Raw genomic sequence first — 22,652 nt, 5'->3', positions numbered from 1 at the left:
ATAATTAAATTAGAAAAATGAAAACAATAAGACTTTATAGGCCAGTAGGAGAAAAGGAAATGATTTTAATTATTGAAAGTGATTATAAAAATTTTCCACCAAGATTGGAATGGCAACCTACCTTCTATCCGGTACTTAATGAAGATTATGCTTCGGAGATAGCTGAAAAATGGAATACCAGAGATCAATCTGGAAACTATCTTGGGTTTGTGACTCAATTTGATGTTGTGGAAAGTGAAGCAGATAAATATCCACCTCAAAATGTTGGAGCAAAAAACCACAATGAATTATGGGTACCGGCAGAAGAATTAGATAAATTTAATCAGGCTATCGTTGGAGAAATTAATGTAACAAAGGTATTTATTGGCAATGATTTTATCCAATCTGAAAATACTGAGATAGAAGAACTAATATTGAAATTAAATGAAACCAGTTATTGAAGTACTAAAAGGAGACCTTACAAAAGTTCAGGCTGATGCTATCGTTAATGCGGCTAATTCTTCTCTACTTGGTGGAGGTGGTGTAGATGGAGCCATTCATCGTGCAGGAGGAAAACAAATATTAGATGAATGTATTGAAATCAGAAACAGACAGGGGAAATGTAAGACCGGTGAAGCGGTTGTAACTTCTGCTGGAAACCTGCCAGCAAAATATGTCATTCATACCGTAGGACCTGTTTGGAATAATAATGAAGAAAAAAGCTCGACGCTTTTAGCGAATTGTTATATTAATTCTTTAAAACTAGCAGAAAGCCTGGATGTCAAAACGATTGCCTTTCCAAACATCAGTACTGGGATTTATCATTTCCCTAAAGAATTAGCCGCAAAAATTGCTATTCAGGAAGTTCAAAAATTCAACACGGAAAAGATTGAGAAAATTATTTTTGTTTGTTTTGATGAAGAGAATGAGACTATCTATGATAAACTATTAAAAGAGAAACAATGAAAAAACTAACCATATTAAGCGGTGCAGGAATTAGTGCCGAAAGTGGAATAAAAACGTTCAGAGATGGAGATGGTCTCTGGGAAAATCATGATGTAACAGATGTAGCAAGCCCCGAAGGGTGGAGAAAAGACAGAGCTTTGGTATTGGAATTTTATAATCAGAGACGTCGCCAACTGCATGAGGTACAACCTAACGAGGCTCACCAATTGGTCGCAGATTTAGAAAAGTATTTTGATGTGCAGATCATTACTCAAAATATAGATGATTTACATGAAAGAGCGGGATCAACCAATATCATTCATATTCATGGAGAATTATTTAAATCCTGTTCGTGCAATAATAAAAATCTTATTTACGAACAGAAAGATGATATTAATCTTGGCGACAAGGCAGAAGACGGAGCGCAGTTAAGGCCTTTTATCGTATGGTTTGGAGAAGATGTTCCTTTGTATAATGTGGCAAGAGATAAGGTAAAGGATGCAGATATTTTAATCGTTATTGGAACTTCTTTACAGGTGTATCCGGCAGCAGGTTTAATTCATGAGATCAAAGATGATTGTCTATTGATTGTAATTAATCCTAATGAAATGGAATTCGGGTATGGGCAAAGAGCGGTTGTTATGAAAGAAAGCGCAACGAGAGGAATGAAACTGTTGTTTGATAAACTGATAAATATGGCATAATGAAAGATGTTGTAAAATCAGGAATTTTTGGAGTCTGTATTGGAGATGCGTTAGGTGTTCCTGTGGAGTTTAAAAGCAGAGAACAATTGAAAAATTCACCTGTCATTAAAATGATGGAGTTTGGAACCCATCACCAACCAATTGGTACATGGAGCGATGATAGTTCGTTAACACTTTGTCTGGCTGAAGAACTTACAAAAGGATATGATCAGGAAAGAATAGCACAGAGTTTTGTTAAATGGTACAAATATGGACACTGGACTCCTCACGGAAAAGTTTTTGATATTGGAATTGCAACTCGACAAGCTATTCATAAAATAAGTAAAGGATATACTACTTATTTATGTGGAGGGACAAGTGAAAGGGATAATGGAAATGGATCTTTAATGAGAATCTTACCCTTGTTGTTTTATATAAAGGGTTTTCCAATTGAAAAACGTTTCGATGTAATAAGGGAAGTTTCTTCTATTACTCATGCTCATATTCGTTCAGTAATTTCATGCTTTATTTATTTAGAATTTTCATTGGAAATATTGAAAGGAAAGGAAAAATTTGAAGCATATCAAGTCATGCAAATGACAGTAAAACAATTCCTGAACAACAATCCAATTTGTTCACAAGACGAAATGGATAGATTTGATAGAGTTTTGAACAATAATATTTTTGAATATAAAGAGGATAGCATCAGTTCTGGTGGATATGTTCTTCATAGTTTAGAGGCATCTTTATGGTGTTTTATGAAATCAGAAAGTTACTCAGAAGCTGTCTTGAGAGCCGTTAATCTGGGAGAAGATACCGATACAACTGGAGCTATCACAGGAGGAATTGCCGGAATTTATTATGGATTTGAAAATATTCCTGAAGAATGGGTTTCAGAATTAGTAAGGAGGGGGATATTGAAAAGCTTTGTAATAAATTAGAGAATAAACTAATGAAATAAAAACAAATCATGAACGAAATAGAAAACAAAAAAATAAGTAAATTCTTAAGTCTGATTCTTAGACACCAACCGGAAACAATTCATCTGAAACTGGATGAAAATGGCTGGGCAGATGTCAGAGAGTTGATCGAAAAATCAGCTAGGAACAGAATGCGTTTTACATTGGGAGAATTAGATGAGGTCGTTGAAACCAATAACAAAAAAAGGTTTGCTTTTAATGAAGATAAAACGAAGATAAGAGCCAATCAGGGACATTCCATTGATGTTGATCTGGCATTGATTTCTCAACAGCCTCCAGAATTCCTTTATCACGGAACGGCAGAAGCAAATATGGCTTCGATTTTAGAAAAAGGAATTGAGAAAAGAAACAGACAGCATGTTCATTTAAGTTCGGATAAAGAAACGGCCACAAAAGTGGGTATGCGTCACGGAAAACCCGTAATTTTGATAATCAGAACGGGCGAAATGTTTAAGGAAAATATTGAATTTTATCTTTCGGATAATGGAGTCTGGTTAACTGATTTTGTAGACGTTAAATATATTTCAAAGTAAAAAGTGAAGCGGACATTAGTAATTGGAGATATTCATGGTGGCTTTAAAGCCTTAATTCAGGTTCTGGAACGCGCAAAGGTAACTGCTGATGATCAATTGATCTTTCTAGGAGATTATGTGGATGGCTGGAGCGAATCTTCTCAAATCATTAAATTTTTAATGGAACTTTCCAAAACCCAAGACTGTATTTTCATTAAAGGAAATCATGATGCCTGGTGTGAAGATTGGTTTTTGTCTGGTGAAAAAGCAGATGCATGGCTTTTCAATGGAGGTCGAAAAACGGTTGAAAGCTATGAAACCTATTCTTTAGAAGATTTGGAAAAGCATTTAGAGTTCGTCCAGCGAATGAGAAATTATTATGTAGATGATCAAAACCGCTTGTTTATTCATGCTGGATATTCTTCAATGCATGGTCCAGAAAAAGAAATGTATATGAGCAATTATCGTTGGGATAGGACTCTTTGGGAAACCGCTGTAGCAATGGACAAGAAGCTGACTAAGAACTCAGAATTGTATCCTAAAAGGCTGCTTTTATTTAAAGAAATTTTTATTGGTCATACTTCAACTACAGAACTGGGAATTACTTATCCTCTTAATAAAGCGAATATCTGGAATTTAGATACAGGAGCTGCTTATACAGGACCTTTATCTATTATGGATGTTGAAACCAAAGAGTTCTGGCAGAGCGATCCGCTTACAAGCTTATATCCTGATGAAAGAGGACGGAATTGATTGTTAATGACTAAGGCGTAAGTTTTTAATCTATAATAAAAAGTCTATTATGCAACGATTGCGTCTTTGCGATTAACCAAAGCTTTTTGAAAAGATAATTTCAGTAATTTTAAAAACTGAAATTATACCTTCATGAAACTTAAATATTTCCTATTATTTCTGAGCTCTTCGCTATTTTTTTCTCAACAGTCTTATCAAACTCCTTTTGAAAAGGGGAATGGTAATCAGACGGTTACTTATGAAGAAATGAATGCGTACTATCAAGGTCTTTCGGCGAAATTTCCTACCATTCAATATCTTAAAAAAGGGGAGGATGACAACGGAAAACCTATTTATGTCGTCATTTATAATCCTTTTCCTGAAAAAGATCTGGACAAACTGAGGAAAGATAAAGCGATTCTCTTTGTTAATAACGGAATTCATCCAGGAGAACCGGACGGAATTGACGCGACCATGATGTTGATGCGCGATCTTGCTACAAAAAAAATAAAAACACCTCAAAACTTTATTGTTGCCGCCATTTCTGCTTATAATATAAGTGGAATGCTCAATAGGGGTTCTTATTCAAGAGCCAATCAAAACGGTCCTGAACAATATGGCTTTAGAGGAAATGCCAGAAATTATGATCTCAACAGGGATTTTATTAAAGCTGATTCTAAAAATGCCAGAAGCTTTCAGGAGATCTATCAATGGCTGAAGCCGGATATTTTCATTGATAATCACGTAAGCAACGGGGCAGATTATCAGTATACGTTTACCTATATCTCAACTTTTAAAGAACGCTTGGGAAATGTTCTGGGGAATTATTTTTACAATGATTATCAGGCTAAAAATCTTGATGATTTAAAGAAAACAGGATATGAAAGTACACCATATGTCAATATCCATGGGGATGTTCCGGAGATTGGATTTGCTTCTTTTGAAGACTCACCAAGATATTCTACAGGATATACCTCTTTATTTAATTCCTTGGGAACGGTTCCTGAAACACATATGCTGAAACCTTATGACAAAAGGGTGGATGCAACCTACAAGTATATGCTCGTCAATCTTCAGAATCTTGATAAGGATTATAGAAAAATTAAAGAACTTCGTCTTGAAAACCTAAAACAATATCAGGCAGGGAAGCAATATGGAATACGATGGAAGATAGATTCTACAAAATATTCGACCATGGATTTTAAGGGATATGAAGGAAAGTATAAACCAAGTGAAATTTCAGGAAAACCAAGGTTATATTATGATAGAAACAAGCCTTTTACAAAGAAAATAAAACTGTTTACCACAGCCGTTCCTACAGGCTATATTACAATACCTAAGTATTATGTGATTCCACAATCGCAGTACCGCATAATTGAGGAGTTTAGAAGAAATAAGATAGAGATGAAACGACTTCAGAAAGACAGTATAATGATGGTAGAGTCGTATAAGATCAATGACTTTAAGACGGTTAAAAACCCATATGAAGGACATTATCTGCACTATGAAACGACAGTGGATAAATCAGATAAAAAACAGGCTTTCTCAGCAGGTGATTATATTGTTCCAACTCAACAGCCCGGGGTTAAATATATTATTGAGACTTTAGAACCCGAAGCTTTAGATTCTTTCTTTAACTGGAATTTCTTTGATGGCATTTTAGCTCAGAAAGAATACTTTTCAGCCTATATTTTTGAAGATACTGCTGCCGAACTTCTGAAAAAGGATAATACACTGAAAAAAGCTTTTGAGGATAAGAAATCTTCAGACAAGAAATTTGCTGAAGACGGAGATGCTCAATTGGACTGGGTATATAGACATTCCCCTTATTTTGAGGAAAAAACATTCAGACAATATCCCGTCTATAGGATCTTATAAAAATAAAAGGCGTTTCAATTGAAACGCCTTTTTCATATTATTTAGGTAAGCCTCTTTTCAAAGCATAATTTGCTCTTTCAACAGCTTTTTTCTCTTTCCAGTCCATGTATCTTTTCTTAAAGCGGCCTTTCATGAAATTGTCAAAGTTCCTTTGAACGGTAAGGTTCCAAAGGGAATTCGCTTTCACGGCCCAGGATTTGTCCCATGCTCTTAGAGAAATAGAAAAGCTTCCATCAAGATATTTCATCCAGTGCCACCATCCGGTAGGCATAAATAGCGTATCACCATGTTCAAGAAAACACTCAATCCCTTCTACGCCATCTAAAGCCGGAAAATTTTTGAAATCAGGGTTTTCAATATCATAATCTTCCAGAGCATAAGTTGCATAAGGAAGTTTGTATAACCTGTCTTTCCATTTATAATCAAAAAGCAATACGTGTTTTCTTCCATTGAAGTGAGTATGGAAAATATGCGCTAAATCAATGTCAAAATGCAAAAATGTTACTGAACCTTTACCTCCAAAAAACATAGAAGGATATTTATCGAGAAATCCGCCCATCAATTCTTTTGGGGAAATATAATCGTCCAATAATTTATTAGCACGTTTTATAGGATCAAAAAAGAAAATTCTCAAGTCTGTTGGTTCTCTCTGAATCAGGTCTATATAATCAGCAAACTTCATTTCTGTAGTAGGAGCATTGATCGGAGCTGCGGGATCGGCTTTGGCACTATCATATAAAGGAACAACAACATCTCCTACCACTTCCTTTACATATTCCATCGTCCATTTTTGGTAAGCTGGCCATTTTTTTGCCATGTTCTTTATGACAACCGGTTTTCTGGGTCTCAGGTATTTTTCGAAGAAATCTTCTTTAGAAATATCGTCGACAACATCTATAGGTTTTAGAATAACTCCCATTCTTATAAATTTTATGTTACAAAATTATTAAATAAATAAATATGATGGTGAGTTTAAGTTTTTTTTAATCTATGATTCAAATCACAGTTTTCGATATTTAGACTAAACAAAAATAATGAAAAGAGCTTATGACTTCGATAAGGTAGTAGGATAAGGATAATAGCAGTGTGATAAAAACTCTGGCATGTGAGAAATATTCAACATTTATGCATTATAGCTATTTATTTGCAAGATTTAATGAGAATTTACAAATAAAGAGTTTTGCTTTTATAAAAGGGATTAAATTGACAAACTCAAGTTTCAGGGAGATTGTTTTATCAATCAATATATCGCAAAAAAAAGCGTACAATTTTAGAAAAACTGTACGCCTGTTATTTTGGATCGTTGTTACTTTGGTAAGTTATTTTTTAATGCACTTTCTGCTATTTTAACAGCTTTCTTTTCCTTCCAGTCCATATATTTTTTCTTGAAATTGACTTTCATGACATCGTCAAATTTACGCTGAACAGTAAGATTCCATATAGAATGTGCTTTCACAGCCCAGGATTTATCCCATGCTCTAAGAGAAAGTGAGAAACTTCCATCCAGATATTTCATCCAGTGCCACCATCCGGTAGGCATAAACAGGGTGTCACCATGCTCAAGGAAACATTCAATTCCTTCGATACCATTCAGGGCAGGGAACTTTTCGAAATCAGGATTTTCAATATCATAATCTTCCAGTGCGTAGGTTGTATAAGGAATCTTATATAATCTTTCTTTCCACTTATTTTCAAAAAGGATCACATGCTTCCGCCCATTGAAGTGGGTATGAAAAATATGAGGTAAGTCTATATCATAATGCAAAAATGTAACAGAACCTTTTCCTCCGAAAAACATCGAAGGGTATTTATCGAGGAACCCACCCATTAAATCTTTTGGAGAAATATAATCTTCCAGTAATTTATTCGCAAATTTTATCGGATCAAAAAAGAAGATCCTCAGATCAGTTGGTTCTCTTTGGATAAGATCAATATAATCAACGAACTTCATTCTTGTGGTAGGTGTATTTATAGGAGCGGAAGGATCAGCCTTTGAACTATCATATAAAGGAACTTCGACATCTCCTACTACTTCTTTTATGTACTCCATCGTCCATTTTTGATAAGCTGGCCATTTTTTTGCCATATTTTTAATAACGACTGGCCTTCTTGGCTTTAGATATTTTTCAAAGAACTCCTCTTTGGTGATGTCGTCTACAATATCAATAGGCTTTAAAATGACTCCCATTCTTATAAATTTTATGTTACAAAATTATTAATAAAATATTTACAATAAAACATTTAAGATTTTATTAATCTATAACTCTTATCGCAGTTTTATTTAGTCGAAATAAACAAAACTATAAATATTAAATGAAGATGTAAGTAATAATCTAAAAATAATCTGTTCATACTGAAACAAATTGAGTGTAAAATCTGGAAAAGGAAAAATTTCGAAAAAAATTATCACTAAAAACATAGTGAAATGCAGCGGTTTAACTTATTCCTCTAAAATGCATCTCTATACATATGTAACAAAAAACACACAACAGTAACTAATTAAGCAAATAACTAGAATATGAAAAAGAATATTACTTTGTTTCTGATGATTTTTCTCTCTGTACTTACCTATGCACAGAAATCAGTTACCGGAAAGATCACAGATGAAGATGGTGTTCCTATTCCAAGCGCAAGTGTAACAGTTGAAGAACCTGGAAAAGATGCCATTTTAGCGTATGGAATTACCAACTCAAAAGGAGAATATAAAGTAAGCTTTACTTCAGCTGAATCCAATGTAGATCTGAAAGTAAAGGCATTTAATCAAAAACCGCTAACGAAACAAATAAGCAACAGCGATCAGACTTTAAGTTTTAAAATGGAGTCCGAAGCGACAGAAATCAAAGAAGTCCAGCTTAAAACCAAAATGATCACCTCAAGAGGAGACACGATTGCCTATGACCTTAAGGCTTTCGATAGTAAAAGTGACAGAACACTTGCTGACGTGATGAAAAAGATCCCGGGTATTGAAGTGAATACGGATGGAACGATTCTTTATCAGGGAAATGCCATCAATAAATTCTATGTTAATGGAAAAGACCTTATGGAAGGTGGCTATGGAACCATTAACAACTCACTGCCAAAAGATGCGGTGCAGAAAGTTGAAGTTCTTGAGAATCACCAACCCGTAAAAATACTTCAGGACAAAGTACCTTCAGATCAGGCTGCCATTAATATTAAGCTAAAAAATTCGGTTACCATGACAGGTAGAGGTGAAGTCGGAACCGGTTTTGGAGATCCATGGCTGTGGAATGTGAAGTTAACACCGATGTTCTTTGGACAGAAAAGCCAATGGGTTGTTAATTATAAAACCAATAACATGGGCGAGCAGGTAGAAAATGAAGGAAATATTCTGGCCTTTGGAAATAGTTGGGAGGGACGACGAATTAATGCAGCTCAAAACGATTGGTTGAATGTTGAGAATGCAACCACACCAAATTTACCAGTAAAAAGATACTTAATGAATAATGTGCATTATTTATCAGCTAATTATTTGACCAATATTGACAAGAAAAAAGAATGGGAACTAAAGGCCAATGCAAACTATACAAATAATGCAGTGGAAAGAGAAGATAATGTAGAAACCAAATATTTTTCTCCGGATAATAATGTTTTATCTACTGTTGTAACAAGTACAAAAAATAATTATTATACAGATAAAATAAAGGGAGAATTAATTTTTACAAAAAATGCTAAAAAAGGATTTTTCAAAAATACAACCAGCTTTAGTCAATTTTGGAATGCAGATAGAGCCGTTGCAACAAGAGGAGGAAGATTAGGAAATGAAGGAATAGAGTCTCCGACATCCTCTTTCCAAAACTCTTTAAGTACAATTATCCCATGGAAGGAGAAAATGGTTAATCTTAAATCATATATTAATTACCAAGATGATAGGCAAACCTTGGAAATAACTCCAGCCAATTATTTACAATTTCCTTACAGAAATCCGGCTGTTGATTCAATTACAACTATTAATTTTGCTCCAGGTAGTAGAGCAATACAAAATATGAGAATTAAAACGCTTGATACTTCTCATTCTGCTAATATTAGCTTTTCAACAAAAGGCTGGACGTTTACACCAGAAGTTGGGATTGATTTTTCTACAGATAAACTAAATACTAATTTTAGCGGGGTTGCTATACCAAATCCGGATATACCAAATGACCTTCCTCCTAATTTTAATGATCCTATTTATGAAAATAGTTTAAGGTTTACAGAAATTACACCTAAAGCTTCAGTCGGGGTGAATTATAAATCTGATTCTTGGAGCTTATTTGCCAATTTTCCTGTGAATTTAAATAACATTAAGGCAGAAGATGGATTGAGAGGTGTTTCTAAATCGTTAAATAAAACGACTTTTACTCCTAATATTTTTGCACAATATACGTTTGCTTCTTTTTGGAAAGCAAGTGCAAATGTAAATATCAGTAATAATTTTGGTGATGTAAACTCTGCATATGCAGGATATATTTTAACCAGTCCGGGAGGATTTAACGTAATGAGTCCTAACAATCCTATTCCACAAACGAATACAAAATCGGCAGGAGCACGAATTGAATACAGAAATCCACTGAACAATCTATTCTTTAACCTTAATTATAGACTGAGTGATAGTAAGAAAAATTTACTTTCTTCACCTATCCTAGATCCAACAACAGGTTTTACATTAATGCAATTTATTGAACAGGAAAATCATGCAAAAAACAATGCATTTAGTGTTGAAGTAGGTAAATACTTCCCAAAATTTAAAACAAATGCTTCGATTAGCTATGGTAATACAGTTGCTAAATCAGACGCCTTTTTAAATGAAAATCAATTTCAAAATAAAAACAATACACAGACCTACGGATTTAAACTCAATAACACTTATTTTAGCTGGATGAGTGTAGATTACAACCTTAATTTGTCTAGAAATAAACAAGAAAATATAGGGTTAAATAATGGAGGGAGACTGGGGATAAATGAGGGATTCAATCATAATTTAGGATTGTTCTTTTATCCTATAGAAAACCACACAATTGGATTTAACTGGGATCAGGTAAATACGAGTGACGGAACTCAAAAATACCATAATGCTTTTTATGATTTAACTTACCAATTTACCTGGGCCAAGAAGAAGATTGATTTTGAGCTGAAATGGTTAAATATAGCGAATAGAAAGGTTTTTGAAACTTATAATATTAATGCAACAACTAACAGCATTGCTTACACTAGAGTTCAGCTCCGTCCAAGTCAGGTCATGTTTACCGTAAAATTCAACTTCAAATAATAAACTAAAATAAACAGAAAAAAAACCAATCCCGAGAGATTGGTTTTTTTATTTAAAAATATTTTTAAAAACTCTGTACATCCGCAGATGGCCCATAACTTCCAGGTAATGGAATGTCATTGAGTCTGTAATACACTCCAAGTTGTGCTCTGTGATGGGTTATTTGATTTAAACTATGACGGATTGACGCATACTTCGTCCACTTTGCCAATTCATGACCGTTGTTTTTCAAAGCCCAGGTGGAATCTAGCTCTTCTTCTTTTGCATTTTCTAATGCATCAATACCTGATTTAAAGTTGTCATCTAATTTTTTCAACAGATCTTCTTTTGTAGAAGATAATGTAGGATACTCAGCGGTGCCAAAATCCAGTTCTGATGTTTTCAGCATCGTATTCGGCCATTCAAAAATGTCGGCAAGGTGATTGGCTAGAGGTTTCATTTTCATGCTCTTTTCATGAGGAGCGAAATCATTTTTGTCATCAGGATAAATGTCGAAGAACTTTCTGGTCGTCTGATACTCGTTATCGAGTTCTGATTTTAATTGAGATAAGGTGTCCATATTAATTTTTGTTTTTAGGTATTTAAAGTTAAAGCTTTTAGTATGAATATCATTTTAAGAGAATAATAATCTTTTAAAAAAACAAAATAAAGAAGCAAGAACAATATTGAAATCAATCTTAGCGTGTTGTCAAATAGGCTTGAAAACTTTTTTTCAATTAACTCAAAATGAAAGTGTTATGATTAAAACCAAAAAAAACTGTAACATTTTCATAGAAATGGTAACTAATAAGTAAACATTATTACAATGAAAAAGCTCTTCTCAGTATTTTTAATTGCTCTTTTTGCTGTTGCAAATGCTCAGGAATCTAAAGAAACTGCAAACCGTTTCTTTTACGAACTTACCTTTAAACCTAAAAAGGATTCTACAAAAATTGATAAGGTGGTCACTATATTGGATATTACAGACAAAAACAGATCTATATACCAAGATTACACGATCATCGCCCAGGATTCTATTCTGAAAATAGAAATAGAAGCAATGCAGAAGGCAGGCGTGATGAAAGACCTTTCAAAAACGATTAAGCAGCCAAAACTTTCAGCAAGGATCTATAAATCATACCCGAGCATGAAAGTTCAGTATGTGGATAAAATTGCCAGTGGATTTACACCAAGTAATATCGGCTATAATGAAGAACCGAAATTTAACTGGAACATTCAGAATGAGAAACAAAAGATAGGAGCATATAACACTCAAAAGGCGACTACAGAGTTTGGAGGAAGAAAATGGACGGCGTGGTTCAGTACTGATCTACCCTTCCAGGACGGACCTTATAAGTTTTCTGGTCTTCCGGGACTAATTGTTAAAATAGAAGATGATGCTAAAGATTATTCTTGGGTTCTTCAAGGAAATAAAAAAGTAAAAGATTATACAGAGTATTCATATGTTGAAAATCTAATGCAGGCGAAAGGAGGAAAAGTAAATGAACTGACAAGAGAGAAGTTTGAAAAAACATACAATGATTTTAAGAAGGATCCTTTTGCTACCATGAGACCTATGATGACTCAGGAAATGCTTTCCAAGACGATACCAGGAATGGACGGAACACTTGGAGATATGATGAAAAAGCAGGAAAAGCAATACAAAGAATTCTTTAATGCCAACGATAACCCAATTGAAAAAGTTGAGGTAGCAGACAAGAAGAAAAAATAGACATTCAACTAACTAAATTATATTTTATCAAGTGAACCCAAATGTTTTTTAAGCATTTGGGTTTATTTTTTTTAAACCAAAGGTTATTTAGATTAAATTTAAATAGCGTACATTTGCATGTACAAAAAGCAGGCTTTGAAAGAGAAGGATCTACATAAATTAAGCGGTTTTCCTAAGAATAAAATGGGGAAAATACTGGACTATGATAATGACCATCTAAAGATGCCGAACAAAATTATAGAAATGGGACTTTTACCGGAAACTGTTTTTAGGATTTTGTATCAGGCTCCGTTTAATGGTCCCATGTATGTTGAATTTGGAGAGGAGAAAAGCCGGATTGCTCTTAGAGAGGAAGAAGGAGATTATATCATTGTACAAGATTTGGATTAATGCAGGAAAATACGAAAAAACAGATCCTTTTAGTAGGAAATCCTAATGTGGGAAAATCTACGGTTTTCAACACACTCTGCAATAAAAAGCAGAAAACAGGAAATTATGCGGGTGTTACTGTAGCTAGTTATTCCGGGAACTACAGGTATAAAGATGAAGAGGTTGAGGTAATTGATCTACCAGGTTCTTACAGTATTTACCCAAGCTCCGAGGATGAGGCTATTTTTTCTAAATTTCTGATCGATGAACAGAAGAATTATGCAGGAGTAGTTTATATTCTTGAAGCACTAAGTTTAAAAAGAGGACTTCTTCTTTTCCAACAGATCCAGGATCTGGGAATTCCCATGATTTTGGTGGTTAATCAGATTGACCAGGCAGAGAGAAGAGGGATAAATATTGATATCAAACAATTTTCAGAAGCTTTAAATATTAAAATTATCCAGACCAATGCCAAAGAGCAGATTGGTATTGATGAAATAAGAGAAGCTGTTTTCAACAGTGATTTTCAAAAAAGAGATCACATTTCTTTTGAAACACCTAACGAACATAAAGATTTTATTTCTCAAATTAAGGCTCACAAAGGTTTTGATAATGAGTATAAAGCATGGATGAGTATATCTTCTGGTCCAGGGCTTGGAAAAATAGAATCAATACATGATTTGCTTAATGGAGCAGATGCTAAAAGTTTAGTTCCAAAAAGATTACAGGTTCAGGAAACCGTAAGAAGATATCAAAATATAGATAAGGTTTTAGCAAATGTTATCACTAAAAAACCTCAGTTCAAAGAATTATTGACGGAAAAACTCGATAAGGTTCTGGTTCATAAATTCTGGGGATATGTCGTTTTTATGTTTATCTTACTAATCATATTCCAGAGCGTTTTCTTTCTGGCAGAATTTCCTATGAACTGGATTGAAAGTTTCTTTTCATGGCTATCTGCATTTACAGGCGAACATCTTCCTGATGGTCCAGTTAATTCTTTAGTGTCAAACGGAATTATTCCTGGATTGGGAGGGATTATGGTTTTTGCGCCACAAATTGGTATTTTACTTTACTTCTTATATTTATTGGAAGATTCAGGATATATGGCAAGGGTTATTTTCCTGATGGATAGGTTCTTACGTCCTTTTGGATTAAATGGAAAAAGTATAGTGCCGCTGGTTTCGGGAACAGCCTGTGCTATTCCTGCAGTGATCTCAACCCGAAATATTGAAAACGTAAAGGAAAGATTGTTAACCATTTTGGTAACACCATTTATGACTTGTTCTGCCAGACTTCCTGTTTACAGTATCATCATTGGATTGGTCATTTCAGACAAAAGCTTTTTAGGAATAAAATATAAGGCACTTGTTTTAATGGGAATGTATTTATTAGGTTTCCTTGTTGCTTTATTTTCTGCTGCTATTCTTAAAAGATTTATTAAAGATAAAGGGAAGACCTATCTGGTAATGGATTTACCAACCTATAAAAAACCACTTTTCGGATACGACTTTAAAATGGTGTTAGGAAAAGTTTGGGATTTTATCACCGGAGCCGGGAAAATAATCTTTATTGTGAGTATCATTATTTGGTTTTTAAGTTATTTCGGCCCATCACAAAAATCCAATCAGATGGTCGCTACTGATGTAAAATTAGATCATTCCTATCTTGCAAAGATGGGTAAAGCGATAGAGCCGGCAATTGCCCCATTGGGATATGACTGGAAAATGGGCGTTGGAATTATAACCAGTTTTGTTGCCAGAGAAGTTTTCGTGGGAACAATGTCTACTTTATACAGTTTGGATGATGATGCTCCTGAAATGAAAGTAATAGATAAAATGAGACATGATGTAAAACCAAATGGGGAGAAAGTGTTTAATTTTGCAACAGGAATATCCGTACTTATGTTTTACGCATTTGCAATGCAGTGTGTTTCTACACTTGCAGTAGTTTACAGAGAAACCAAAAGCTGGAAATGGACTGGCTTTCAGGTGGTAATGATGACCGGTTTGGCATACTTTGTGTCAATGTTTATTTATCAAATTTTAAAATAATGAACTCTTCATTAATTTTTCAATACATAATCGTAATATTAATCGTGGGATTTGCCTGCTACTCTTTATTTAGAGTGATCAGGAAGAACTTTGCCCCTAAAAAATTCAATTCTAAAGGCGGGGGTTGTGACAAAGATTGCGGTTGTTCATAAATTTGTCATGCAAATCATGTAAATAATTTCTAATTTTGCTTTGCCTTAAGCAAAATATTAAATAGAATTTAAACTTACAAAAGACCCACAATGTCATTAATTAAAAGTATTTCAGGAATCCGAGGAACGATCGGAGGAAAAGTGAATGATAACCTAACACCACTTGATGTGGTAAAGTTCGCTTCAGCATTCGGAACTTGGCTTCAGAATAATAAAAACAAAAAAGATTTAACGCTTGTTATAGGAAGAGACGCCAGAATTTCCGGTGGAATGGTTTCTTCTCTGGTAACGGCTACATTACAAGGTTTAGGAATTAATGTTGTTGATCTTGGACTTTCTACAACGCCTACGGTTGAAATCATGGTGCCTGAACTGAAGGCAGACGGAGGGATTATCCTTACCGCTTCTCACAATCCAAAACAGTGGAACGCGCTTAAATTACTTAACGAAAAAGGAGAATTCATCAGTGGTGAGAATGGAGCAGAAATGTTGGCTATCGCTGAAAGCGAAGATTTCAATTTTGCAGAAGTAGATGATTTAGGAAAATATGAAACAAGAGATGATGCTTTTGATATTCATATTCAGCAGATCCTTGATTTACCAATGGTAGATGTAGAAGCGATTAAAGCTAAAAAATTCAAAGTTGTTTTAGACGCCGTAAACTCAACAGGAGGAATTGCTATTCCAATGTTGCTTGACAAGCTAGGGTGTGAAACGGTAAAACTATACTGTGAGCCCAACGGACAATTTCCTCACAATCCTGAACCATTAAAAGAGCATTTAGGAGATATCTGCGAATTGGTGAAGAAAGAAAATGCTGACTTCGGAGTTGTTGTAGATCCGGATGTAGACAGATTGGCACTGATCGATGAGAAAGGAGAAATGTTCGGGGAAGAATATACCCTGGTAGCTATCGCAGATTATTTATTAAAGAATAAAAATGGGGTGGCTATTTCAAACCTTTCTTCAAGCCGTGCTTTGAGAGATATCGCTCAAAATCATCATTCAGAATATTTCGCAAGTGCTGTAGGAGAGGTAAACGTGGTTACCTTAATGAAAGAGAAAAATGCAGTAATCGGAGGTGAAGGAAACGGAGGGATCATTTATCCTGACTTGCATTACGGAAGAGATTCATTGGTTGGTGTAGCCCTTTTCCTTACCTATTTAGCTAAAGAAAATAAGACCGTTTCAGAATTAAGAGCTGGTTATCCAAGTTATTTTATGGGTAAAAAGAAAATTGAACTGACTCCTGAAATCAATGTAGATGATATTTTAGCAAAAATGGAAAAGGAATATCAGAATGAAGAGGTTTCTACGATAGATGGCGTAAAAATAGATTTTGAAAATAATTGGGTGCACCTTCGTAAATCGAATACAGAACCTATTATCAGAATATATACTGAAGCTAAATCTCAGGAAGAAGCAGATCAGCTGGCAGATGAGATCATCGCAAAAATAAATAGTTTGATTTAAAAATAACAAGAACGGGGCATTATGTTCCGTTCTTTTTTTATACTTAAAAAATGTTTGAGCACCTCAAAAACAGATTTCCTTTTCCAAAAGCCAAATGTGCAGAATTTGTGAAAGAATTCAAACGAATAGAAGTTCCCGCAAAAACAATCCTTTTGAAAGAAGATGAAGTGTCTTTACATGCTTATTATGTAGAAAAAGGAATGGCGCGGGCCTGGTATAATAATGATGGAAAAGATATCACATTCCAGTTTTTTATGGAAAATACCATGTTTTCATCCCTGGAAAGCTTTAGAAAAGGATTGCCAAGTATGGTTTCTTTTGAAACGATTGAACCCTGTGTGTTGTGGAAAATAGACAAGCCTACTGTTGATAAAATTTTAGCTGAGATCTATGAAGATCCTCAATTAAGAGACCGGTTTATGGATTCCATTTTTGAGCGGACTTTTGATTATATGAAACATTTTTTTTCATTTATTAAAGACAGTCCACAACAACGATACCTCAATCTTACAAGGGAAAAGCCAGGGATCATCAAAAGAGCCCCTCAGCATTATATTGCATCTTATCTTGGAATTACCACGGTGCATCTCAGCAGAATAAAAAGTAAGATCCTGAAAGAAAAATAAGAGCTTAACTGATAACAAATGTTATTGCACAACGAGTCGCTTTAGGAATAATTTTGTATAAAAATTAAATAGAATGAAAGCAGCAATAGTATTTGAAAAAGGAGAAATTCCTCAATATGCAGATTTCCCTGATCCTGAAGTTCAGGATAATGAACAGTTGATTTATGTAAAAGCAGCGTCTATCAAACATCTCGACAGAGCAAGGGCAAGCGGAAAACATTATTCAACGGCAAATGAGGAACATAAACCTACTGTTGTCGGAAGTGATGGCGCCGGATTATTGGAAGACGGATCTAAAGTCTATTTCTTCAGTAAAAAAGGAACCGTAGCCGAAAAAGCAGTAGCCGACAAAAAAATGATCGTTCCTGTTCCCGAGGGATTAGACTTTTCAATAGCCTCAGCATTACCCAATGCAGTAATGGGATCAGCAATGGGACTGAAATTTAAAACACAGTTAAAAGAAGGGGAAACAGTTCTTATTAACGGGGCTACAGGAGTAACAGGTAAAATTGCCGTTCAGGTGGCGAAATTATACGGAGCCAAAAAAATAATTGTTACAGGAAGAAATGAAGACGCGCTGAAATCTCTACATGAATTGGGAGCCGATGAGGTGATCTCTTTAAAATTGGATGATGAAGATTTTAAGCAAAGAATAAAAGATATCCATCATCAGACTCCTATCGATGTTGTTCTGGATTATATCTGGGGGCATTCTGTTGAGCTTCTTTTATCAGCCATAAAAGGAGATGGAAATTTTTCTCATAAAACAAGGCTGGTTTCTGTAGGGGGAATGAGTGGAGATACCATTCAGTTATCGTCACAAATCCTGAGGGGTACTGACCTGCAGATTTCGGGTTCCGGTTTGGGAAGCTGGTCTCCGGAGGAATTTAGATTATTACTCACAGAGATTATTCCCGAAATGTTTCAGGCAGCAGCAGATGGAAAATTGAAAATGGAAACGGAAAACGTTGATTTAAAAGACATTAAAGCAATTTGGGAAAATGAAATTCCTAACAGAAAAAGGTTAGTCGTATTAATTTAATGTGAATCCCTCTTTTTATCCACATTTCTTTTATTATATTCTTCTTTTTACTATCTTTAGGATAGAAAATTACGAAAACATAATTCAAAAAAAGTCGCAAATTTGCAGTAATTTTGAATAACAATTTCAGAAGTAGTATATTAATTAAATAAGTTTGCCGAGGTTCGCAAGAAAATTCGGGCATTGGCTGACTGAGTAGACACTATATTGGAAGAATATTTTGGAAATGAACTTGTAAAAAAGTTCGAAGAAATGATTGAAAATAATGATGAATTCTATTTCGATACAGAAGAACTGGAAGACATTATTGTTTATTATCTGGAGCTGGGCGATTTTAACTATGCAGATAATGCTGTTACTTATGGCCTAAAGCTTCATCCTAATTCACTAGACATCAAGATCAAAAAGCTTGAAGTTCTGTTGGAGTGGGAAGATTATAATACGGCAAAAGAACTAATTGACGAGTTAAAGGCTTCATCCATGGAGCACACGGACTTTTTAGTTTGTTACGCCAAGTATTATTCGAATTTGGGAAATCCTAGAAGGGCTATCGATATTTGTAAAAAAGCATTAGAATTGAAAGAAGAAGAAAACTTCCTTCACAATTTTATTGCGGATGAATATGTAAACCTGGGAGATCCTTTCAACGCTCTTATACATTATAAAAAAGCATTGAAAGAAGACCCAACGGATGAATATGCGTTGGAGAACTGTATGATCTGCTTTAATGATTTAAAAAAGAGTGAGGAGGCTATTGCCTTTTTGAATGAATATTTAGATGAATTTTCTTATTCTGAGACCGCTTGGTATGAATACGGACAATTCTATTTCAACAGAAAGAATTATGAGGAGGCGATCAAAGGGTTTGATTACCTTTTAGCGATCAATTCATCTTCTGTGGGAGTGTATGCTAATAAGTCTGCTTGTTATGAGGCTTTAGGGCAATATAAGAAAGCAATCGAGGTTTATGAGGAAATGCTTGAATTGGAATATACGAAAGCATTTACTTATTATAAAATCGGATTGTGCTATAAAGCATTGAAACAGCCGATCGTGGCATTAAATTCTTTTCAGAAGTCATTGAGAGAAGATCCTCAGTTCTATCTTTCTATGATGGAGCAGTCGTACTTATATGAAGAGATGGGCGGAATGGCAGAAGCACTGCATTTTGCAAAAGAAGCAACTCACCTGAACGACAGCAATCTTGATTATCAGAAAAGATTGGCATTTTTGTTCATCGATTCAGGAAAGTTTGAAGAAAGCCTTTCTTGCTTAAAGAAACTGGTCGCTTCTGAGCCTTCAAGGTTTTACAATTGGTATGCATATTCAGAAGTATTAATGCTTTTGGGTGAGTATGAAGAAGCGGTTACGATTTTATATAAAGCAATAGAAAATCACAACAGAGCAGAATTGTATTATCAGCTAAGCAACTGTTATTTCAACCTGAGAGAACAGGAAAAAGGAATTGAATCGCTTCAACAGGCGTTAGACTTGGACTCAACTCTTGTTCAGGATATGCAGAAAAAATATCCTTTTATAAAAGATGGGGTTAAAAAGGCTAAAGCTAAAGTGAAGAAAAAGAATTAACAATCAGTAAATGATTATTTAAATAAAAATCCTGCAGTAATGCAGGATTTATTTTTTTATAGTGGGTTTCGTTCTTAAAAAGATCAGGCCTCCAATAATGATGGCTGCACCTACAAATTGTAAAAAGGTTAAAGATTCGCCATCTAAAATTCCCCAGATGATCGCAACAATAGGCATCAATAAAGTTACCGTAGAGGCAAAAAGAGGAGAAGATACTTTCAGTAGTCTGTAATTCATCGTCATAGCCAGACCAGTTCCGAATACGGAAAGTAATCCTACAAACATAAGACCCATCATGTTATCTTCTGAAAAACTAAATTCCGAAAAGAATCCGGTTAGCGCCAAAGCAATTATAGAAGGGAAAAACAATACGAAAGAGAATACGAATGATGATAAAATAACGGAAGACAATTCCATAAGTTTGGATTTCACCGTCGTTGTGCTTATTGCATAACATAAGGTGGCCAATAGAAGCAATAAGATAGGAATGAGTTTAAACTTTCCTTCGTCATCACCTCCGAAAGCCAGCAGACAAACTCCTGCGAAGCTAATACAGACGCCAATAATCTGTTGTTTTGTCGTGTCGAACTTCCAGATCAGCGCGCCTACAATAATCACGAAAATAGGCATCATGGAATTTATGATCCCGGCAATACTGCTGCTCACTTCTGTTTCCGCAATAGGGAAGAGGAACATCGGAATGAAATTTCCGGTGATCGCGGCTAAAATAAGCCACTTCAAGTGTTTTTTCGGGAATAATTTATATTTGGAAATCGCGACCGGAAGTAATATAATTCCTGCAATAAGAACCCGAAGGGCTCCTACCTGATAGGGATTATAATGTTCTAAAGATTTTTTTATTAAAATAAAAGAGGATCCCCAAATAAGGGTGAGTACAATTAAAAGAATCCATTTCTCTTTTTCTGCTTTCATTATTTTTTGTGTAAGTGGTGTAAAAATTGTTTTTTAGGAATCATCCTTGCTCCCAGACTTTCCAGATGCTCGGTATGAGACTGGCAGTCTACGAGGTCCAGCTGATCTTTGTAGGTTTCTACAAAATGAATAAAACCGGCTTTAGAAGCATTGCTTACTTTCGCAAACATGCTCTCGCCACAAAAGACATTCCCGATCTGAAGACCATAAAAACCACCCACCAATTCTTCATCTTTCCACACCTCGATGCTTTTTGCTAATCCATATTCGTGAAGTTTAATAAACGATTCCATGAGTTCGTCAGAAAGCCAGGTACCCGACTGGCCACTTCTGCTTATTTCCTGGCAGTTTTTGATCACGCCCCTGAAATCCTTGTTTTCAGTAAATGTGAAAACACCCCTGTTGAGTATTTTCCGCATCGATTTGGAAACCTTTAATTCATTAGGAAATAAAACAAAACGCGGATCAGGACTCCACCAAAGAATCTCTTCCCCGGGATTGTACCAGGGAAAAATGCCCAACTGATAAGCAAACCAAATCCTGTCTACTGATAGATCACCCCCAAAAGCTATAACTCCTTCATGCCCGTCATAAAGTTCCGGATCAGGAAATGAAATCTCGTTTTTGTCTAATCGAACCATGTTGAGGAAAAAAAATCCCACTTAAAAAGCAGGATTTTGTATTTTTAATCGTTGTATCTTAATTAAAAAGGTAAATCATCATCCTCATCTCCTGCAAATGGATTCTCATTTGAAACCGGAGAAGCAGATTGTGATGGACTAGCCTGAGTTGGCTCAGATCCATTATCCATTACTTTTTCTATTTTCCAACCTGTAATAGAGTTGAAATATTTAGTTTCCCCTTGTGGAGACGTCCATTCTCTTCCTCTGATGTTGATTCCCACCTTTACATTTTCTCCTTCTTTAAGGTTATCTAATAAACTGATCTTATCAGACAAAAACTCTATGTTTATCGGCTGTGGATACTGTTCCTGAGTTAAAATAACCATTTCTCTCTTTTGAAATCCACTCGCAAATGTCTGAGCATCAAAAAGTTTCTTTACCGTTCCTTGTAATTCCATATCGTATATAATTAACGATGTAAAAGTAAGAAAATGAAATGTAATATTTGGGGTCAGGAAAAAAAAATGCCGAAATTTTAATTTTTTTTTGAAAACTCTTGCAATTAAAGAAAATTGCCCTATATTTGCACTCACAAAAACGAGAGAAGATCTTTAAAATATATCTTAACAAAACAATGCGGATGTGGTGTAATTGGTAGCCACGCCAGACTTAGGATCTGGTGCCGTGAGGCGTGGGGGTTCGAGTCCCTTCATCCGCACTACGTTTTGCGAAAATAGCTCAGCTGGTAGAGCACAACCTTGCCAAGGTTGGGGTCGCGGGTTCGAGTCCCGTTTTTCGCTCTACTTCATGCCCTGGTGGTGGAACTGGTAGACACGCAGGACTTAAAATCCTGTGTTCGTAAGAACGTGCGGGTTCAAGTCCCGCCCGGGGTACTAAAATCCTCTGTAACTTAGTTACGGAGGATTTTTTTTGTTTTTTAAGATGATTATTTTTTAAAATTGATTTCTTATATTTGTGATAAGAAAGTCGGTTATCTCTATTAATAGAGATCAACAAAACCAGCGGATGTGGTGTAATTGGTAGCCACGCCAGACTTAGGATCTGGTGCCGTGAGGCGTGGGGGTTCGAGTCCCTTCATCCGCACTA

21 protein-coding genes and 4 tRNA genes are annotated in these 22,652 nt (G+C 35.2%); 19 read left to right on the top strand and 6 right to left on the bottom strand.

Annotated features, from left to right (window positions below):
- The first annotated feature begins 17 nt into the window (after positions 1 to 17).
- The 7 genes from NG806_RS15550 to NG806_RS15520 all read left to right on the top strand — a co-directional run bounded on the left by NG806_RS15550 (position 18) and on the right by NG806_RS15520 (position 5,709).
- The gene (locus NG806_RS15550) at positions 18 to 440 is read left to right on the top strand and encodes an ADP-ribosylation/crystallin J1 (RefSeq protein WP_261510506.1); all 423 of its coding nucleotides are present in this window, start codon (positions 18 to 20) and stop codon (positions 438 to 440) included.
- Complete coding sequence (locus NG806_RS15545; protein WP_261510504.1) at positions 424 to 945, top strand: O-acetyl-ADP-ribose deacetylase; 522 nt, start codon at positions 424 to 426, stop codon at positions 943 to 945. The genes NG806_RS15550 and NG806_RS15545 overlap by 17 nt, the downstream gene beginning before the upstream one ends.
- Positions 942 to 1,628 carry an SIR2 family NAD-dependent protein deacylase gene (locus tag NG806_RS15540; RefSeq protein WP_261510503.1) on the top strand — a complete coding sequence of 229 codons (687 nt, stop codon included), beginning with the start codon at positions 942 to 944 and terminating at the stop codon, positions 1,626 to 1,628. The genes NG806_RS15545 and NG806_RS15540 overlap by 4 nt, the downstream gene beginning before the upstream one ends.
- The gene (locus NG806_RS15535; RefSeq protein WP_261510502.1) at positions 1,628 to 2,548 is read left to right on the top strand and encodes an ADP-ribosylglycohydrolase family protein; all 921 of its coding nucleotides are present in this window, start codon (positions 1,628 to 1,630) and stop codon (positions 2,546 to 2,548) included. The genes NG806_RS15540 and NG806_RS15535 overlap by 1 nt, the downstream gene beginning before the upstream one ends.
- Before the next feature lie 29 nt (positions 2,549 to 2,577).
- Positions 2,578 to 3,120, top strand: a complete 543-nt coding sequence (locus tag NG806_RS15530; protein WP_261510500.1) for an RNA 2'-phosphotransferase — start codon at positions 2,578 to 2,580, stop codon at positions 3,118 to 3,120.
- Between the two features lie 3 nt (positions 3,121 to 3,123).
- Positions 3,124 to 3,852 (top strand): metallophosphoesterase family protein, encoded by a 729-nt coding sequence (locus NG806_RS15525; RefSeq protein ID WP_261510499.1) that lies wholly within the window; start codon positions 3,124 to 3,126, stop codon positions 3,850 to 3,852.
- Positions 3,853 to 3,984: 132 nt separating this feature from the next.
- Positions 3,985 to 5,709: a M14 family metallopeptidase gene (locus NG806_RS15520; RefSeq protein ID WP_261510498.1), complete on the top strand. Its 1,725-nt coding sequence runs from the start codon at positions 3,985 to 3,987 to the stop codon at positions 5,707 to 5,709.
- A gap of 37 nt (positions 5,710 to 5,746) precedes the next feature.
- On the opposite strand, the gene NG806_RS15515 is transcribed toward NG806_RS15520, so the two are convergent.
- Both NG806_RS15515 and NG806_RS15510 read right to left on the bottom strand, forming a co-directional pair.
- Positions 5,747 to 6,628, bottom strand: coding sequence for a cupin-like domain-containing protein (locus NG806_RS15515; protein ID WP_214829752.1), 882 nt, complete (start codon positions 6,626 to 6,628; stop codon positions 5,747 to 5,749).
- A gap of 387 nt (positions 6,629 to 7,015) precedes the next feature.
- Positions 7,016 to 7,897, bottom strand: coding sequence for a cupin-like domain-containing protein (locus NG806_RS15510; RefSeq protein ID WP_214829749.1), 882 nt, complete (start codon positions 7,895 to 7,897; stop codon positions 7,016 to 7,018).
- Between the two features lie 330 nt (positions 7,898 to 8,227).
- Between NG806_RS15510 and NG806_RS15505 the strand changes: the two genes are divergently transcribed.
- Positions 8,228 to 10,975, top strand: coding sequence for a carboxypeptidase-like regulatory domain-containing protein (locus NG806_RS15505; RefSeq protein ID WP_214829746.1), 2,748 nt, complete (start codon positions 8,228 to 8,230; stop codon positions 10,973 to 10,975).
- Positions 10,976 to 11,039: 64 nt separating this feature from the next.
- Here the strand turns inward: NG806_RS15505 and NG806_RS15500 are convergent, their stop codons facing one another.
- Positions 11,040 to 11,534 (bottom strand): DinB family protein, encoded by a 495-nt coding sequence (locus tag NG806_RS15500; RefSeq protein WP_214829743.1) that lies wholly within the window; start codon positions 11,532 to 11,534, stop codon positions 11,040 to 11,042.
- Between the two features lie 246 nt (positions 11,535 to 11,780).
- Here NG806_RS15500 and NG806_RS15495 point away from each other — a divergent pair, with 246 nt between their 5' ends.
- The 7 genes from NG806_RS15495 to NG806_RS15465 all read left to right on the top strand — a co-directional run bounded on the left by NG806_RS15495 (position 11,781) and on the right by NG806_RS15465 (position 19,989).
- Positions 11,781 to 12,686 (top strand): GLPGLI family protein, encoded by a 906-nt coding sequence (locus NG806_RS15495; RefSeq protein ID WP_214829740.1) that lies wholly within the window; start codon positions 11,781 to 11,783, stop codon positions 12,684 to 12,686.
- 117 nt (positions 12,687 to 12,803) lie between these two features.
- The gene (locus NG806_RS15490) at positions 12,804 to 13,076 is read left to right on the top strand and encodes a FeoA family protein (protein ID WP_214829738.1); all 273 of its coding nucleotides are present in this window, start codon (positions 12,804 to 12,806) and stop codon (positions 13,074 to 13,076) included.
- Complete coding sequence (feoB, locus tag NG806_RS15485) at positions 13,076 to 15,109, top strand: ferrous iron transport protein B (protein WP_261510494.1); 2,034 nt, start codon at positions 13,076 to 13,078, stop codon at positions 15,107 to 15,109. The genes NG806_RS15490 and feoB overlap by 1 nt, the downstream gene beginning before the upstream one ends.
- Positions 15,110 to 15,351: 242 nt before the next feature.
- Positions 15,352 to 16,734, top strand: a complete 1,383-nt coding sequence (glmM, locus tag NG806_RS15480) for a phosphoglucosamine mutase (protein ID WP_261510493.1) — start codon at positions 15,352 to 15,354, stop codon at positions 16,732 to 16,734.
- Positions 16,735 to 16,784: 50 nt separating this feature from the next.
- A complete protein-coding gene (locus NG806_RS15475) occupies positions 16,785 to 17,360 on the top strand; it encodes a Crp/Fnr family transcriptional regulator (protein ID WP_261510492.1) in 576 nt (191 codons plus the stop codon).
- A 73-nt stretch (positions 17,361 to 17,433) separates the two neighbouring features.
- Complete coding sequence (locus tag NG806_RS15470) at positions 17,434 to 18,402, top strand: quinone oxidoreductase family protein (protein WP_261510490.1); 969 nt, start codon at positions 17,434 to 17,436, stop codon at positions 18,400 to 18,402.
- Positions 18,403 to 18,609: 207 nt separating this feature from the next.
- Positions 18,610 to 19,989 (top strand): tetratricopeptide repeat protein, encoded by a 1,380-nt coding sequence (locus NG806_RS15465; protein WP_214829722.1) that lies wholly within the window; start codon positions 18,610 to 18,612, stop codon positions 19,987 to 19,989.
- Between the two features lie 48 nt (positions 19,990 to 20,037).
- Here the strand turns inward: NG806_RS15465 and NG806_RS15460 are convergent, their stop codons facing one another.
- The 3 genes from NG806_RS15460 to NG806_RS15450 all read right to left on the bottom strand — a co-directional run bounded on the left by NG806_RS15460 (position 20,038) and on the right by NG806_RS15450 (position 22,003).
- Complete coding sequence (locus NG806_RS15460; protein ID WP_214829720.1) at positions 20,038 to 20,922, bottom strand: DMT family transporter; 885 nt, start codon at positions 20,920 to 20,922, stop codon at positions 20,038 to 20,040.
- A complete protein-coding gene (gene aat, locus NG806_RS15455) occupies positions 20,922 to 21,563 on the bottom strand; it encodes a leucyl/phenylalanyl-tRNA--protein transferase (protein WP_214829718.1) in 642 nt (213 codons plus the stop codon). Before aat ends, NG806_RS15460 begins: the two co-directional genes overlap by 1 nt.
- Positions 21,564 to 21,625: 62 nt before the next feature.
- Positions 21,626 to 22,003 carry a DUF3127 domain-containing protein gene (locus NG806_RS15450; RefSeq protein ID WP_214829716.1) on the bottom strand — a complete coding sequence of 126 codons (378 nt, stop codon included), beginning with the start codon at positions 22,001 to 22,003 and terminating at the stop codon, positions 21,626 to 21,628.
- A 178-nt stretch (positions 22,004 to 22,181) separates the two neighbouring features.
- Here NG806_RS15450 and NG806_RS15445 point away from each other — a divergent pair.
- From NG806_RS15445 to NG806_RS15430, 4 genes are all read left to right on the top strand, one after another.
- Positions 22,182 to 22,263 (top strand) — tRNA-Leu (locus NG806_RS15445).
- A 9-nt stretch (positions 22,264 to 22,272) separates the two neighbouring features.
- Positions 22,273 to 22,345, top strand: a tRNA-Gly gene (locus NG806_RS15440).
- A 9-nt stretch (positions 22,346 to 22,354) separates the two neighbouring features.
- A tRNA-Leu gene (locus tag NG806_RS15435) sits at positions 22,355 to 22,438 on the top strand.
- 129 nt (positions 22,439 to 22,567) lie between these two features.
- Positions 22,568 to 22,649, top strand: a tRNA-Leu gene (locus tag NG806_RS15430).
- Positions 22,650 to 22,652 lie beyond the last annotated feature (3 nt).

This window comes from Chryseobacterium paludis, from assembly GCF_025403485.1.
GTDB lineage: Bacteria > Bacteroidota > Bacteroidia > Flavobacteriales > Weeksellaceae > Chryseobacterium > Chryseobacterium paludis.
The sequence above is the reverse complement of the archived record's forward strand: the minus strand, read 5'-3'. Positions and strand labels throughout refer to the sequence as shown.

Excerpts from the sequence above, each read along its gene's own strand:
- NG806_RS15550 (WP_261510506.1), top strand. The coding sequence starts at position 18 with ATGAAAACAATAAGACTTTATAGGCCAGTAGGAGAAAAGGAAATGATT.
- NG806_RS15545 (WP_261510504.1), top strand. The coding sequence starts at position 424 with ATGAAACCAGTTATTGAAGTACTAAAAGGAGACCTTACAAAAGTTCAG.
- NG806_RS15540 (WP_261510503.1), top strand. The coding sequence starts at position 942 with ATGAAAAAACTAACCATATTAAGCGGTGCAGGAATTAGTGCCGAAAGT.
- NG806_RS15535 (WP_261510502.1), top strand. The coding sequence starts at position 1,628 with ATGAAAGATGTTGTAAAATCAGGAATTTTTGGAGTCTGTATTGGAGAT.
- NG806_RS15530 (WP_261510500.1), top strand. The coding sequence starts at position 2,578 with ATGAACGAAATAGAAAACAAAAAAATAAGTAAATTCTTAAGTCTGATT.
- NG806_RS15520 (WP_261510498.1), top strand. The coding sequence starts at position 3,985 with ATGAAACTTAAATATTTCCTATTATTTCTGAGCTCTTCGCTATTTTTT.
- NG806_RS15515 (WP_214829752.1), bottom strand. The coding sequence starts at position 6,628 with ATGGGAGTTATTCTAAAACCTATAGATGTTGTCGACGATATTTCTAAA.
- NG806_RS15510 (WP_214829749.1), bottom strand. The coding sequence starts at position 7,897 with ATGGGAGTCATTTTAAAGCCTATTGATATTGTAGACGACATCACCAAA.
- NG806_RS15505 (WP_214829746.1), top strand. The coding sequence starts at position 8,228 with ATGAAAAAGAATATTACTTTGTTTCTGATGATTTTTCTCTCTGTACTT.
- NG806_RS15500 (WP_214829743.1), bottom strand. The coding sequence starts at position 11,534 with ATGGACACCTTATCTCAATTAAAATCAGAACTCGATAACGAGTATCAG.
- NG806_RS15495 (WP_214829740.1), top strand. The coding sequence starts at position 11,781 with ATGAAAAAGCTCTTCTCAGTATTTTTAATTGCTCTTTTTGCTGTTGCA.
- NG806_RS15490 (WP_214829738.1), top strand. The coding sequence starts at position 12,804 with ATGTACAAAAAGCAGGCTTTGAAAGAGAAGGATCTACATAAATTAAGC.
- feoB (WP_261510494.1), top strand. The coding sequence starts at position 13,076 with ATGCAGGAAAATACGAAAAAACAGATCCTTTTAGTAGGAAATCCTAAT.
- glmM (WP_261510493.1), top strand. The coding sequence starts at position 15,352 with ATGTCATTAATTAAAAGTATTTCAGGAATCCGAGGAACGATCGGAGGA.
- NG806_RS15475 (WP_261510492.1), top strand. The coding sequence starts at position 16,785 with ATGTTTGAGCACCTCAAAAACAGATTTCCTTTTCCAAAAGCCAAATGT.
- NG806_RS15470 (WP_261510490.1), top strand. The coding sequence starts at position 17,434 with ATGAAAGCAGCAATAGTATTTGAAAAAGGAGAAATTCCTCAATATGCA.
- NG806_RS15460 (WP_214829720.1), bottom strand. The coding sequence starts at position 20,922 with ATGAAAGCAGAAAAAGAGAAATGGATTCTTTTAATTGTACTCACCCTT.
- aat (WP_214829718.1), bottom strand. The coding sequence starts at position 21,563 with ATGGTTCGATTAGACAAAAACGAGATTTCATTTCCTGATCCGGAACTT.
- NG806_RS15450 (WP_214829716.1), bottom strand. The coding sequence starts at position 22,003 with ATGGAATTACAAGGAACGGTAAAGAAACTTTTTGATGCTCAGACATTT.